Origin of the sequence: Sphingomonas yabuuchiae (assembly GCF_001477495.1) — a bacterium.
Classification (GTDB): Bacteria; Pseudomonadota; Alphaproteobacteria; order Sphingomonadales; family Sphingomonadaceae; genus Sphingomonas; species Sphingomonas yabuuchiae_A.
On record NZ_LDTF01000116.1, the window covers coordinates 1 to 13,277 of the forward strand.

General features: G+C 65.9%; 13 protein-coding genes. 3 read left to right on the forward strand and 10 right to left on the reverse strand.

The annotated features are described in order from the left end of the window. Positions 1–113: 113 nt before the first annotated feature. Together NS355_RS17020 and NS355_RS17025 are read right to left on the reverse strand one after the other, a co-directional pair. Positions 114–737 carry a hypothetical protein gene (locus NS355_RS17020; RefSeq protein WP_058746769.1) on the reverse strand — a complete coding sequence of 208 codons (624 nt, stop codon included), beginning with the start codon at positions 735–737 and terminating at the stop codon, positions 114–116. Further along, positions 734–1,387: a class I SAM-dependent methyltransferase gene (locus NS355_RS17025; protein WP_244489734.1), complete on the reverse strand. Its 654-nt coding sequence runs from the start codon at positions 1,385–1,387 to the stop codon at positions 734–736. Before NS355_RS17025 ends, NS355_RS17020 begins: the two co-directional genes overlap by 4 nt. 555 nt (positions 1,388–1,942) lie before the next feature. Here NS355_RS17025 and NS355_RS17030 point away from each other — a divergent pair. Together NS355_RS17030 and NS355_RS17035 are read left to right on the forward strand one after the other, a co-directional pair. Then, positions 1,943–2,218 (forward strand): hypothetical protein, encoded by a 276-nt coding sequence (locus NS355_RS17030; protein WP_058746771.1) that lies wholly within the window; start codon positions 1,943–1,945, stop codon positions 2,216–2,218. Between the two features lie 23 nt (positions 2,219–2,241). Continuing rightward, positions 2,242–2,499 carry a hypothetical protein gene (locus tag NS355_RS17035; RefSeq protein ID WP_058746772.1) on the forward strand — a complete coding sequence of 86 codons (258 nt, stop codon included), beginning with the start codon at positions 2,242–2,244 and terminating at the stop codon, positions 2,497–2,499. A 48-nt stretch (positions 2,500–2,547) separates the two neighbouring features. Here the strand turns inward: NS355_RS17035 and NS355_RS17040 are convergent, their stop codons facing one another. Beyond that, positions 2,548–3,699 carry a hypothetical protein gene (locus tag NS355_RS17040; protein ID WP_058746773.1) on the reverse strand — a complete coding sequence of 384 codons (1,152 nt, stop codon included), beginning with the start codon at positions 3,697–3,699 and terminating at the stop codon, positions 2,548–2,550. Between the two features lie 133 nt (positions 3,700–3,832). Here NS355_RS17040 and NS355_RS17045 point away from each other — a divergent pair, with 133 nt between their 5' ends. Then, positions 3,833–4,927 (forward strand): fatty acid desaturase family protein, encoded by a 1,095-nt coding sequence (locus NS355_RS17045; RefSeq protein WP_058746774.1) that lies wholly within the window; start codon positions 3,833–3,835, stop codon positions 4,925–4,927. Positions 4,928–5,105: 178 nt separating this feature from the next. Here the strand turns inward: NS355_RS17045 and lptG are convergent, their stop codons facing one another. The 7 genes from lptG to proB form a co-directional block, all read right to left on the reverse strand. Further along, positions 5,106–6,203 carry an LPS export ABC transporter permease LptG gene (gene lptG, locus NS355_RS17050; RefSeq protein WP_058746775.1) on the reverse strand — a complete coding sequence of 366 codons (1,098 nt, stop codon included), beginning with the start codon at positions 6,201–6,203 and terminating at the stop codon, positions 5,106–5,108. Continuing rightward, positions 6,200–7,399 carry an LPS export ABC transporter permease LptF gene (lptF, locus tag NS355_RS17055; protein WP_172839621.1) on the reverse strand — a complete coding sequence of 400 codons (1,200 nt, stop codon included), beginning with the start codon at positions 7,397–7,399 and terminating at the stop codon, positions 6,200–6,202. Before lptF ends, lptG begins: the two co-directional genes overlap by 4 nt. Positions 7,400–7,590: 191 nt before the next feature. Beyond that, on the reverse strand, positions 7,591–9,510 hold the full coding sequence (locus NS355_RS17060) for an ATP-binding protein (protein ID WP_058746780.1): 1,920 nt from the start codon (positions 9,508–9,510) through the stop codon (positions 7,591–7,593). Positions 9,511–9,585: 75 nt separating this feature from the next. After that, the gene (spt, locus tag NS355_RS17065) at positions 9,586–10,863 is read right to left on the reverse strand and encodes a serine palmitoyltransferase (protein ID WP_058746776.1); all 1,278 of its coding nucleotides are present in this window, start codon (positions 10,861–10,863) and stop codon (positions 9,586–9,588) included. A 22-nt stretch (positions 10,864–10,885) separates the two neighbouring features. Further along, on the reverse strand, positions 10,886–11,131 hold the full coding sequence (locus NS355_RS17070; protein WP_058746777.1) for an acyl carrier protein: 246 nt from the start codon (positions 11,129–11,131) through the stop codon (positions 10,886–10,888). A 71-nt stretch (positions 11,132–11,202) separates the two neighbouring features. After that, positions 11,203–12,099 (reverse strand): NAD-dependent epimerase/dehydratase family protein, encoded by an 897-nt coding sequence (locus NS355_RS17075; protein ID WP_058746778.1) that lies wholly within the window; start codon positions 12,097–12,099, stop codon positions 11,203–11,205. After that, positions 12,096–13,196 (reverse strand): glutamate 5-kinase, encoded by a 1,101-nt coding sequence (gene proB / locus NS355_RS17080; RefSeq protein WP_058746779.1) that lies wholly within the window; start codon positions 13,194–13,196, stop codon positions 12,096–12,098. The genes NS355_RS17075 and proB overlap by 4 nt, the downstream gene beginning before the upstream one ends. Between the last annotated feature and the right edge of the window lie 81 nt (positions 13,197–13,277).

The window sequence follows — 13,277 nt, forward strand, 5'->3', positions numbered from 1 at the left end:
GCCGCTCCCCTCCCGCTTGCGGGAGGGGAGCGGCCAGAAGAGAGCTCTGAACATAAAAATGGACGACGGTCCTTTCGAACCGCCGCCCTGTCCGTCAAACCGAATGCCGCGTGTTACGCCGCCTTCAGATCCTCGAAATCATCGACATCGTGATGATCCATCCGCTCGCCCTTCATCAGGCGGCGCGGGGCGCTCTTGTACATCTTGAAGTCGTTGAACGGGTCGGTGACGATCTTGGTCGCCCAGACCAGGCCGGTTTCCAGATCGCGCGCGACCCAGAGCTGCATGACCCGCACGAAGATCGCGCTGACGCCCAGGCCCAGCCAGCCGATGCCGACATGGCGCAGATAGCCCATGAAGCCGTCCGGATATTCCAGGGTGCCGAACAGCGTCGGCTGGACCAGCAGCACGAGCGGGATCGCGCCCCAGATGCCCATCAGCACATATTTGCGGGCCAGGTTATAGCCGACCTTGATCTCTTCCTTATGCTCATGCGTCGCCTTGTTCACATGGTCATAGCCCTTGGGCTCGAAGAAGAAATGTCCGGCCTGGCGGCTGGTCATCGCCACGCCCCAGGCGAGCAGGCTGGCCACCGCCGGGTCGATGAACAGCAGGACATAGGCGGTCAGGAAGGTGCAGGCGCTGACGAAGTGCAGGCTCTGATTGACCAGGCTGTGATGATAATAACGATGATCGTCCCACCGCTGTTCGGCGAGCTGCGCGCGAAAACCCGTCATTGGACATGTCCTTGGAGGGAAGGCTGACGCTTGGCGAAGCGGACCAGCGAGAAATGGCCGAGCGGGGGCAGGGGGCGGCTTTCGACCAGCTCCACATCGCCGCGCGTCGCCGCCCAGTTGGTGTAGCGCTCGAACGGAAAATCGGTGCGGAAGCCCAGGCGACTGGTGATCGGCATCAACGTCTTTTCGATCCGGCCGCGCAGGCCCTCGCCGGCGCCCACGCGCGTCGCGATCACGATCTCGCCGCCGGGGCGACAGATGCGGGCGAACTCGTCCAGCGCCTTTTCCGGGTTGGGCACCGCGGTGATGACATATTGCGCGACCACCACGTCGAAGCTGTCGTCGGCGAATTGCAGCGCCTCGGCATCGCCATAGGCGATCTGCTCGACATGGGAGAGGTTGCCGCGCTTCACCCGCTCGCGCGCCTTGTCGAGCATCGGCTCGGAGAGATCGACGCCGACGATCCGATTGCTCCGCGAATATTGGGGAAGCGAGATGCCGGTGCCGACCCCCACCTCGATGATGCGGCCGCCGATGCGTTCGGCGGCAACGATGGCGGCGGAGCGGCCTTTCTTGAAGACGGGGCCGAAGACCAGATCATAGACAGGCGACCAGCGATCATAGGCCTTGGTGACGCTGGCGGTACTCATCTGCGTTGCCATCGAAAGGGGCATCCCGTTGAACGACGATGCGATCCCTGTTTGCAGCAGGCGGTGACAGTTTCACGACAAATCAAACGCGGCCTGCGAGAATTTCGCAATAGCGCAACGAATTTGTCATCGTCCGTGCATGAATATGTCGCATATAATGGATAGAAGATAGGGTGGTGGTACTGTCACCATGTGGCAATAACCTGGCATGAACTGTCCCCGTGCTGCGAAATGCACGTCGGTCTGCCATCTATAGTTCATTGATTTGCGTATATTCGGCGTTGCGACTCGGTCGTGCGAGTCTGCGGCTGGATTCGCCGTGAGTCATGGCGGCCCGTCCTTATGATCATGGCGGAATGGGGCAATCCGACATTTTTCGGCAGACCGTACCGCATCGCACATTATGCCATCGGCTTGGCGATTTCTGCCATGCATTGGCACTACGCGCCACTCGACGAATTGCTAAGTCATTGTAATACGGCAATTCATGTGTATGGCATGACTAATGCAGTAACTCACATGCCGGGGTGATCCGGCATAAAGGGAGTTACTACTATGTTGCTGACACTGCTGATCGCATCGACCCTGTCTGCCGCTCCGGCCCGCCCGGCCGTCGAGCCCGCCCCGATCACGCCGAACGCCGTCACGCTGAACACGGTCGCCGTGGCGACGAGCGACGCGCAGCCCTCGGTCATGCCGTCCAAGGCCACGCGCTACTGCGTCGTCGCGCAGATCACCGGCTCGCACCTGCCGATCAAGGTCTGCCGCACCGCCGACGACTGGATCGCGATGGACGGTCAGATCCCCACTGGCCGCATCGCGCGTCGCTGATCCCCCAGAAGCGGAGACCCATCATGATGTTCGCCCTGTTCGCCGCCGTCGCTGCCCTGTCCACCCCGTCGCCGCGCGAGGAAGCCGCGAGGCCAGCCGCCGCCGCCGCCGTCGAAACCGCAGCCCTGCCGACCGCGCCCTCGGCCGCCGCCAAGCCGACCCGCTATTGTTTCCTGAATGTCGAGGAAGACCATATCATGCGCGGCAAGGTCTGCATGACGCGCAAGCAATGGCTGTGGCGCGGGGTCGAACCGCTGAACTATCTCGGCCGCACCAAGTGAAGCACGGGAAAGGGGCCGCCTTTCCGAGGACGGCCCCACCCGGCGCGATCAGACCAGATCGCGCGAATAGACGTTATAGATCTTGTTGATGTCGCTCTTGATGGTTTCGGCGATCGAACGCATCCCCTGATTGTCGTCGAGGACCCAGCCGATCTCGCCGCGCGACGCACCATATTTGGTGACCGAGGCCTGGCGGATATATTCGATCATCATGAAGGCGAGCTGGCCCGCCATGCGCGAGGCCTGAAGCTCCTTGACCACGCCCATCAGCGGCACGCGCATCGTCCGTACCTTGGGCGCGCGCAGCCACAGCAGCAGCTTGGCCCAGCCGAAGGGGAGCAGGCTGCCCTTTAGCGGCTTGATCGCCTCGTTCAGGTCGGGGAGGGTGATCATGAACGCGACCGGCTTGCCGTCCAGCTCGGCGATGCGGATCAGGTCGTTGAACACGATCGGCTTCAGCTTGACGCCGACATCCTTGATCTCGGGCGGGGTGAGCGGGATGAAGCCCCAATTGTCCGACCAGGCATCGTTCAGGATGCTCAGGATGATCGCGGCCTCTTCCTCGAACCTGGCCTTGTTCACCTCGCGCACGCGAATGCGTTCGTTCTTCTCGCCCGACTTGATGATTCGCTGGACGATCGGCGGAAACTCCTGCGTGATGTCCAGCTCATAGGTGAAGAGCTGCTTGACGACGCCGTAACCGGCCGCCTCGATCCAGCCCTGATATTCGGGGCGCGCATGGCCCATCATGATCGTCGGGTCCTGGTCGAACCCCTGGACCAAGAGGCCCGGCTCTTCCCAGACCGATTGCGAGACCGGGCCGATCGCACGGGTCATGCCCTGATCGCGCAGCCAGCCCTCGGCCGCAGTCAGCAGCGCCCGGAACACGTCCTGGTTCACCGCATCCATCAGGCCCCAGAAGCCGACGCCCGGCCCGAAGCCCTTGGACGGCTCCATCTCCAGCGCCAGCGTGTCGAGATGCGCCGAGATGCGCCCGACGATCTTGCCATTCTCCTCCGCCAGGAACAGCTGCGCCCTGGCATGGCTGTACCAGCCATTCTTCTCCGGCGTGATGAGGCCCAGCGCCTCACCCTTCAGCGGCGGAACCCAGTGGGGATCGTCGGCGTAGAGGCGGAAGGGGAAGTCGACGAACGCCTTGCGATCCGACTTGGAAGAGATGGGGCGGATGGAAACGGTCATGGGATGCGGTCCGGCAATGATTTTTACCATCGTTCCTAAACGGCCTCGTCGATCATAGCGAGTGAGGATTCCGTCATCGCTGGACGTGGGAATGCCACCGTGTCGCCACTATGTGGGGGCAAAGGATAGAGCTATGGAATCGACGCTTTCTTTTGAACGGAGTGCGCAGGCCGTCCCAGCGGCCCCTTCCGTGCGTGTCCCGATTGCGGACGACAAGGCGATGCTGCGCGCCGCGGCCGAGCTGACCCGCGACCTGATCGCACCGCGTCCCGGCCTGTACTGGGGCGACATGGTGGGTAGCGCGCTGGTCGGTTACGCGGCGCTGGCCGTGGCGGTCACGGCATCGTCGACGGGCGTGATCGTCGTCGCTTCGGTCGTGGCGGTGCTGGCGCTCTATCGCGCGCTGCTGTTCATCCACGAAGTCAGCCATATGAAGCATTCGGCGCTGCCGCGTTTCCGCGAGGGCTGGAACGCGCTGGTCGGCGTACCGCTGCTGACGCCCGCCTTCATGTATGAGGGGGTTCACAACCTGCACCACGCCAAGACGCGTTATGGCACGGCGGACGATCCCGAATATCTGCCGCTGGCGCTGATGAAGCCATGGACGCTGCCGGTGTTCGTCCTGGTGTCGGCACTGGCGCCGCTGGGGCTGCTGATCCGCTTCGCCATCCTGTCGCCCCTGTCCTGGGTCATCCCCGGCCTGCGCAAGGTCGTGGTCGAGCGGTACTCCGCGCTGGCGATCAACCCGCAGTTCCGCCGCCGCATGCCCGAGGGCGAGGCGCTGGTCCGCTTCAACCGCACCGATGCGGCGGCCTCGCTCTGGGCGATCGCGCTGGTGGCGATGGTCGCTACGGGTGTGATTCCGGTGCGCGGCTTCGCGATCGGTTTCGCGATCGGCTCGGCCGTCGCCGTGCTGAACCAGGTGCGCACGCTGGTCGCACATCTCTGGGAGAATGAGGGCGAGCAGATGACCGTGACCGCGCAGTATCTGGACTCGGTCAATGTGCCGCCGCCCGCGCTGCTGCCGGGGCTGTGGGCGCCGGTGGGCCTGCGCTATCACGCGCTGCATCACCTGTTGCCGTCGCTGCCCTATCATGCGCTGGGTGAGGCACACCGCCGGATCAGCGCGGCGCTGACCCCGGATTCGCCCTATCACAAGGCGAGCTACAAGGGGCTGCCGGGGCTCGTGGCGAAGATCGGCCTAAGCACCGTTCGCCGGGGGAAGTGATACCCCCGGCAGCGTTCCTCTGTTCTCCTGCAATCCCGTACCCCCCGTTCGCACTGAGCGAAGTCGAAGTGCATGGGCTGGTATTGCGGCTTGGCCGGCGTCTTCCCTTGGCCTTCGACTGCGCTCAGGCTGAACGGAGGTGGGTAGATGCGGACATATAAGAGCGAAGGTTAACACCTCACTCCTCCGTCCGGAACAGTACCGCTTCCCCGATCAGGAAGAACAGCAGGATCGGCGCCCAGGCCGCGAGGAAGGGCGGATAGGCCCCGAGGTCGCCCATCGCCATCGAGAAATTGTCCGCGACGAAATAGGCAAAGCCCAGCGCCATGCCGATCACGGCACGGACGAACAGCTTGCCCGATCGCGCGATGCCGAACGCCGCGACCGCGCCCAGCAGCGGCATCAGCATCGCCGACATCGGTGCGGACAGCTTGTGCCAGAGCGAGCCCTCCAGCGACTTGGTCGGCCGTCCTGCTTCCTGCAGGTCGGTGATCGCGCTCGACAGCGCGCCGAAGGACAGATTGTCCGCGCTCACGCTAGCCAGGGTCAGCTGTTCGGGCGTGACGCCGCGCCCGACGATCAGCGCGGGATAATTGGTCAGCTTGCCCGACTTCACCTCGAAGCGCGTCGCCGGGCCGATCTGCCAGCCGTCGCCCGAGCGGATACCACGCGGAGCCCGAACGATCGCCTGAAGGCTGCCGCCCGCACGGTCGTACAGCGTCACGCCGCCCAGCTGGGTCTTGGGCCCGCGGCCCTGGATCAGATCGACCGAAATCAGGTCGTCGCCGTCGCGCACCCAGACATTGGCCCGGTCGCCGCTGTCGATGGGCAGCGGACCGTACTGCACCTTCTGCCAGGCGGACAGCGTGGCGCTGGCGCGCGGCACGATGCGGTCGTTAAAGGCGAAGCTGACCGCCGCCACGCCCGCGCTGGCGATCAGCAGGGGGGCGAGCACCTGATGCGCCGACATGCCCGCCGCCTTCAGCGCGATGACCTCCGAATTCTGGTTCATCGTGAAGAAGGTCAGGATCGTGCCGAGCAGCACCGAGAAGGGCAGGAGGAAGGACACGATCTGCGGCAGGCGGAGCGACACGTAACGCCACACCTGCGCCTGTCCGTTACCCGGCGCGGCCAGCACCGCCCCGGACTCGCTCAGCACGTCGAGCGTCTGGAGCACCAGCGCCACCGCGAACAGGATGGCGAAGGTGCGGATCAGGAACATCTTCGCCATGTAGATGGCGATCGTCTTCGACGGGAAAATGTTGGACAGGCTCATGCCGTATAAGCCTTCTTACGGCGGCGCCCGGGTATCCAGCGACCGATCGCCTTGGCCAGCTTGGCCACCCCGCGCTCCAGCGCGCCGATCGGCTGGCCGCCGGGCACATAGGCGGTGACATAATACATCCACAGGACCAGCCCGGCGAACACCGCAAATGGCCCCCATAGCGCCAGGATCGGGTTCACCCGCCCCAGCGCACCGATATCGGCGGCATATTGGTTCACCTTGAAATAGGTGACGAGCATCACGATCGACAGGAAGACGCCGAGTGCCGAGGTCGATCGCTTCGGCGGGATGCCCAGCGATACCGCGAGCAGCGGCAGCAGGAACATCGTCACCACCTCGACCACGCGGAAATGGAATTCGGACCGGCTGCCCGCGCGGGCCTCGGCACTCTGCGCCTCCTGCCCGTGACGGGCCAGCTCGGGCAGGGTGAACTCCAGGTCGCGGCCGCCGCGCTGGCGGAAATTGTCGAATTTGGGCAGGTCGATCGGCAGGTCGTGGCTGGAGAAGGTCAGCACGCGCGGCGCCTTGAACTCGGGCCGGTTGTGGATCAGCGTGCCGTTCGTCAGGCGGAAGATGATGACGTTGGGATCGTCGGTCGCCAGGAAGCGCCCGCGCGCCGCCGTCACCCCGATCCAGTCGCCCTTGGACGTGTTGGCGTGAACGAAGATGCCCGACAGATCGCGGCCATTCTCGCGGCTTTCCTCGATACGCAGGGTCATGCGGTCGCCCAGATGGGTGAATTCGCCGACCTTGATCGACGCGCCCAGCGCACCGGTGCGCAGTTCGTAGCGCAGCCCCTCATAATAATAGCGCGCGACCGGCTGGATATAGCCGACGATCGCCAGGTTGAGCGCGGCCAGCACGATCGCATACATATACGGTACGCGCAGCAGCCGGGTATAGCTCATGCCCACGCCGCGCATCACGTCCAGTTCGGACGAGGTGGCAAGGCGACGGAAGGCGAGCAGGATGCCCAGCATCAGCCCGATCGGAATGCCCAGCCCCAGATATTCGGGCAGCAGGTTGGCGAGCATCCGCCACACCACGCTGATCGGCCCGCCTTCGGTCGCGACGAATTCGAACAGGCGGCGGATGCGATCGAGCACCAGCAGCATCGCCGAGATGAGCAGCGTCGCGAACAGCGGCAACGCGATCAACCGGGCCATGTAGCGATCGATAGATTTCATGCGGGGGGCATCACTCGCGCGATAAAACGGCCATGGCTATACGGGGGCGGGCAGGGCGCGTCACCCCCTTCGTTTTTGGGGTGTTTCCCTTGGCCTTCGACTTTGCTCAGGCTGAACGGAGGTTGAGATACGGGGCTTGATAGCAAAGACCGTTCAGCCTGAGCGAAGTCAAAGGCCACGCCCCGAAACCCTCACGCCGCCGCGCAGACCAGCCCGTCCGCCCGCTTCAACGCCGCCGCCACCGCCCGTTCCAGCCCGGCCAGCGTGAACGGCTTGCGCAGCACCTCATGCCCCTCGAACCCCGTCGCCTGCGCCTCGCCCGCAAAGCCGGTGACGAATAGCACCGCCAGATCGGGATGGCTCGGGCGGATCGTGGCGATCAGTTCGGGACCGGTCAGATGCGGCATCAGCACGTCGGACACGATCAGCCTTATGCCCGGATGCCGCGCCAGCAGCCCTTCCGCTTCGCGCGGGTCGTTGCAGGGGATCGGGTCATGGCCCAGTTCCCGCAGCGCGCTCATCGTCGCGGCCAGCACGCGGGGATCGTCTTCGACCAGGAGGATGCGAAGCGCGTCGTTCGCCTCCGCCCCCGCCTCGGACACGACCGGGGCGGACTCGACCGGCAGGGCCGGGGCGGGAGCCGAGTGGCGGGGCAGATAGAGATTGACCGTCGTGCCCTTGCCCGGGGCGCTCTGGATGGTCACGTCGCCGCCCATCTGGCCGACCAGCCCGAAAATCTGGCTGAGCCCCAGCCCGGTGCCCTTGCCCGCGGGCTTGGTGGTGAAGAAGGGCTCGAACACGCGTTCGATGACCTCGGGCGTCATGCCCTCGCCGGTATCGGCGACCGACAGCACGACATAATCGCCCGCCTCGCCGCGCGGCAGGGCGTGGGGCCCCATCTTCATCTCGGCGGTGCGGATGGTCAGCTCGCCGCGCCCGTCCATCGCGTCGCGGGCATTGACCGCCAGGTTCAGGATCGCATTTTCCATCTGGGTACGATCGCCGAACAGCGTCCATCCGGTCGTCCAGTCCTGGATCGTCACCTTCACCCCGTCGCCCAGCGTCCGGTCGAGCAGGTCGCGCATCCCTTCGACCAGGCGACGCGGCACGAGCGTTTCGGGGGCCAGCGCCTCTTCGCGGCTGAACATGAGCAGGCGGCGGGTCAGCGCGGCGGCGCGGTGGGCGCCTTCGGTCGCGCTTTCCAGATGGCGCGCCATATCGTCCGCTGACCTGCTTCGACGCGCGAGTTCCAGTCCGCCCAGCACGACCGCGAGCATGTTGTTGAAATCATGCGCGATCCCGCCGGTCAGCTGACCCAGTGCGTCCATCTTCTGCGCTTGGCGCAGCTTGGCTTCCTGAACCTTCAGTTCTTCGGTGGCGACCTCGACCGCGCTGGCCAGTTCCTCGGCCCGGGCGCGTTCGGCGCGCGCTTCGGCATGGGCCTTGGCCCGCTCGCTGACCGCGCCGACGATGATCCAGGCCAGGGCAATGCCGCCCAGCACCAGCACGATGCCGAATACCACCAACCCGCCCGCGATCCGGTTGGAGTGCTGGATCGTCTCCTCGGCGGCTTCGGACCGCTGTTGCAGGAGCACCCGCTCGCCATCGGTCAGCCGGGCGAGCAGATCGTTGATCTTCAGCAGCGCCTCGGCCTGGCGGGCCTGGTAATAGAGACCATAGGCCTGACGGTTGAGGTGATAGGTGGTCGACAGCGCGATCGTCGACAATTCACGGCCGCGCGCGCCGTAAGCCTGACGGAGCTGGTCCATCAGGCGTTGTTGCCGCTGGTCCTCGATCATCCGGTCCAGCCGGTTGAGCTGCATCCCCGCCGTCGTCCAATCATCCTGATAGAGCTGGCCCAGCTTGCGGTCGCCAGAGATGACGTAGCGACCCAGCGACGCTTCGGACCGGGCGATGGTGCCCGCCAGCGTGCGGGCGGCGATCATCACGTCATAGCTGTGGCTTTGCCGCTCCAGCGCGCGGTCGCGCTCGCGATTGGCGTGGCCCAACGTGATGACGAGCATGGCCAGCGTCACCGCGCCTGCCACCGCCATGGCGATCAGCGCAAAGGTCCGCCACCGGCCTCCTCCGCCAAGCTCGTCCTGATCCATCACGGGCGCGACGCTATCCTCGACGGTCGGATATTGCAAAGCCGGGCCGACTTTGCGCTCGGCCCGGCCATGGGATCAGGATAGAACGCCGACCGCCTGTCCCGCGGCGCGGAACATGCCCAGCACCGTCTGGATCTGCTCGGGCGTGTGCTCGGCGCAGATCGAGCAGCGCAGCAGATAGGTGCCCGCCGGGGTCGCAGGCGGCCGCGCCATGTTCACATACAGCCCGCCGTCGAGCAGCGCCTGCCACATGATGACGGCCTGTTCCTGGTCGTCCAGGATGACCGCGACGATGGCGCTGTCGCAATTCTCCGTGCCCAGGCGGAAGCCCATGTCCTTGAGCCCGCCATGCAGCGCGCGCGCATTCGACCACAGCCGCTCACGCTTTTCGTGCGCGGTCATCAGCTTGCGGATCGAGGTCGTCGCGGTCGCGACCACCGAGGGCGGCAGCGAGGCGGTGAAGATGTAGGGGCGGCAGGCCAGGCGGACCGCCTCGAACTTCGGATGGTTGGACACGACGAAGCCGCCGACCGTGCCCACCGACTTGGAGAAGGTGCCGACGACGAAGTCGACCTGACCTTCCAGCCCCTGCGCCTCGTACACGCCGCGCCCGTTGGGGCCGAAAAAGCCCATCGAATGCGCTTCGTCGACCAGCACCATCGCGCCGTGCTTCTTTGCAACGGCGACCATCTCCTTCAGCGGGGCGATGTCGCCCAGCATCGAATAGACGCCCTCCAGCACGACCAGCTTGGCAGGCTCCTTCGGCAGGCGACCGAGCCGCTTGTCGAGGTCCTCGACCGAATTGTGGCGGAAGCGGACGATCTCGGCATTGCCCTGCTGGCAGCCGTCATAGATGGACGCATGACTGTCGGCGTCGAGGATGACATACTCCCCCTTGCCCGCCAGCGTCGAGATGATGCCCAGGTTCGCCATGTACCCGGTCGAAAAGACGATCGCGCCGGTCATGCCATAGAAGTCGCGCAGCGCCTGTTCGACTTCCATATGGTCGTGGAAGGTGCCGTTGAGCATCCGGCTGCCGTTGGTGCCCGAGCCGAACTTCTCCAGCGCGTCCTTGCCCGCCGCGATGACGTCGGCGTCGAAGGTCATGCCCATATAATTATAGGTGCCGAGCAGGATCGTATCCTTGCCGCGGATCACCGCCTCGGTCGGCGACTTCACCTGTTCCATCACGATCGCGAAGGGATCGGTGACGCCCGAGTCGAGCAGCGCCTGCCGCTCGGCGATCAGGCCGTCGAACTTGGAAAGCAGGTCGCGCTCAGGCGCGATTTCGGGCGCGTCGCCAGAAAAGCTTTGGGGCGGAAGGGCGTGGGGCTGGGCAGCGGCTTCGGTCATGTCGGTGTCCGTTTGAAGGCGATCAGGCTTGCTTCAGCTTTTCGATCGCGTCGACCAGCTGGCCGACATTCTCGATCTCGGCCTGCATGTTCATCGTGATGATGATGTCGAACTCGTCCTCGATCGCGGCGACGAAATCCATCACGGTCAGGCTGTCCCACTCCAGGTCGCCCTGGAAGGTCGTCGCCTCGGTCAGCGCCACGCCCTTCTTGTTGAAGGGCGCGATCTGGGCCGCGACGGTGTCGAAAATGGCTTGGCGGTCGCTCATGATGATCCTTTCAGTCGGGCGCCCAGTGGCACCCAAATGCGGCGGCTTTTCGACCGCCTCTCTGTTCGCTGCTATAGCAAGCCGTTGGCGCGATACCACCGTGCCGTATCCGCCAGCCCCTTGGCGAGCGGTATGACGGGTTCCCACAGCGCCGGGTCGGGACGCAGGGCAGGGTCGGCGGTCCAGTCGGGGTGGCAGAGATAGCCGACCCGGTCGGCGGTCAGCTTGGCGCCCGGCCCGCGCAGCTTTCGATCGATCTTCGCCCCCAGGCTCAGCAGTCCCTTGGGCAGATGCAGCGTCATCACCCGCCGCCCGACCGCCGCACCCATGGCCTGGGCGAGTTCGGCATGGGTCAGGACCTGCCCGTCATCGACCTCCAGCACGGCGCGCGGGCCATCGGTGGCGACCAGCGTGGTCAGCAGGCGCGCGAAATCCTCGACCGCGATCAGCGACAGCTTGCCCGGCGGCGGCATGAAGGCGAGGCCGAGCTTCGCGGTGCGGAACACGTCGAGCCATTCGGTATCGTGCGGGCCGTAGATGCCGCTCGGCCGGACGATGGTCCAGTCGAGGCCGCTGTCCGTCACCACATCCTCGGCCTGGCGCTTGGACCAGCCATAGACGGACAGGTCGGGCTCTCGCGCCGACAGCGACGAGACATGGACGAAGCGCCGGATGCCCGCCGCCTTCGCCGCCTCGACCATTGCGCGGGTGCCGTCGATATTACCCGCGACAAAGCCTTCGCGATCGGGTGCGTTCACCACGCCTGCAATGTGCAGCACGGCATCGGCGCCCTCGACCAGCGTGGCGAGACTCTCGGGCTTGTCGAGCGCGCCTGCGATCCAGGTCAGCCCGGCGCGCGAAGGCTGGGCCCGGCGGGTCAGCGCGCGCAAGCACAGGCCCGACCCGGCGGCACGCTCCACCACCGCGCGACCGACGAATCCGGTCGCTCCCGTCACCGCGACGATCATAGCAGGGCCAGATGGTTGCGATGGATCAGTGCGGCGCGCGGCGCATGGCCCAATATATCGGCCTGCTGGTCCGAACGCGTGCCGACCAGCGCGCGCGCCTCGGTCGAATCATATTCGCTGAGGCCCCGCGCGATGGTGCCGTTCGGCCCCTCGACGGTGACGAGATCGCCGCGTGCGAAATGCCCCTGGACGGCGGTCGCGCCCGCCGCGAGCAGGCTGTTGCCCTCGGCCAGCGCCTTGGCCGCGCCTGCATCGACCGTGATCGCGCCGCGCGCGGTCAGCCCGCCTGCCAGCCATGCCTTGCGGGCGGGCGCGCTCTTTTCGGCGACGAAGATGGTATGGCGGGCAGGCGTGGACAGCGGATGGTCGATGCGCCCCGATGCGATGGCGAGATGCGCGCCCGCGCTCACCGCGATGCGGGCGGCGGCGATCTTCGACACCATGCCGCCCGATCCCATGCCCGAAGCGGAGCCGCCATCGGCCATGCCGTGGACCGCGTCGATCCGCTCGACCCGCTCGATATGGCGCGCCTCCGGGTTGGTGTGCGGGTTGCTGTCGTAAAGGCCATCCACATCGGAGAGCAGCAGCACGCCGTTCGCGCCCGCCGCCTGTCCCACGCGCGCGGCGAGCCGGTCGTTGTCGCCGAAGCGGATTTCCTCGGTGGCGACGCTGTCATTCTCGTTGATGACCGGCACCACGCCCAGACCCAGCAGGCGGTTCAGCGTCGCGGCGGCGTTCAGGTAACGGCGGCGATCCTCCAGATCGTCGAGCGTCACCAGCATCTGCGCGGCGGTGAGGTTTTCGGAATGCAGCAGTTCCGCCCAGGCCTGGCTGAGCGCGATCTGGCCGGTGGCGGCGGCGGCCTGCGCGTCCTCCAGGCTCGCACGGCCCCCCTTGGGCAGGCCCAGGCGACGCGCGCCCAGTGCGATCGCGCCGGAGGAGACGATCGCGATCTGCTGCCCGGCGCTCACTCGCGCGGCGATGTCGGCTACGAGGCCGGTCAGCCAGTCGCGACGCACTTCGCCCTCAGGCGTGACGAGGAGGGCGGAGCCGACCTTGACGATCAGGCGGGAGCAGGTGGTGGGGGGGAAGATCATCGGGTTGTTTCTAGTGTTGATCGGCCGCGACGGTCTCTGCGAGGCGTCTTGCCCTCCCCCGACCCCTCCCGCCTGCGGGAG

Excerpts from the sequence above, each read along its gene's own strand:
- NS355_RS17060 (WP_058746780.1), bottom strand. The coding sequence starts at position 9,510 with ATGGATCAGGACGAGCTTGGCGGAGGAGGCCGGTGGCGGACCTTTGCG.
- NS355_RS17020 (WP_058746769.1), bottom strand. The coding sequence starts at position 737 with ATGACGGGTTTTCGCGCGCAGCTCGCCGAACAGCGGTGGGACGATCAT.
- lptF (WP_172839621.1), bottom strand. The coding sequence starts at position 7,399 with ATGAAATCTATCGATCGCTACATGGCCCGGTTGATCGCGTTGCCGCTG.
- spt (WP_058746776.1), bottom strand. The coding sequence starts at position 10,863 with ATGACCGAAGCCGCTGCCCAGCCCCACGCCCTTCCGCCCCAAAGCTTT.
- NS355_RS17030 (WP_058746771.1), top strand. The coding sequence starts at position 1,943 with ATGTTGCTGACACTGCTGATCGCATCGACCCTGTCTGCCGCTCCGGCC.
- NS355_RS17035 (WP_058746772.1), top strand. The coding sequence starts at position 2,242 with ATGATGTTCGCCCTGTTCGCCGCCGTCGCTGCCCTGTCCACCCCGTCG.
- NS355_RS17040 (WP_058746773.1), bottom strand. The coding sequence starts at position 3,699 with ATGACCGTTTCCATCCGCCCCATCTCTTCCAAGTCGGATCGCAAGGCG.
- NS355_RS17025 (WP_244489734.1), bottom strand. The coding sequence starts at position 1,387 with ATGAGTACCGCCAGCGTCACCAAGGCCTATGATCGCTGGTCGCCTGTC.
- proB (WP_058746779.1), bottom strand. The coding sequence starts at position 13,196 with ATGATCTTCCCCCCCACCACCTGCTCCCGCCTGATCGTCAAGGTCGGC.
- NS355_RS17045 (WP_058746774.1), top strand. The coding sequence starts at position 3,833 with ATGGAATCGACGCTTTCTTTTGAACGGAGTGCGCAGGCCGTCCCAGCG.
- NS355_RS17075 (WP_058746778.1), bottom strand. The coding sequence starts at position 12,099 with ATGATCGTCGCGGTGACGGGAGCGACCGGATTCGTCGGTCGCGCGGTG.
- lptG (WP_058746775.1), bottom strand. The coding sequence starts at position 6,203 with ATGAGCCTGTCCAACATTTTCCCGTCGAAGACGATCGCCATCTACATG.
- NS355_RS17070 (WP_058746777.1), bottom strand. The coding sequence starts at position 11,131 with ATGAGCGACCGCCAAGCCATTTTCGACACCGTCGCGGCCCAGATCGCG.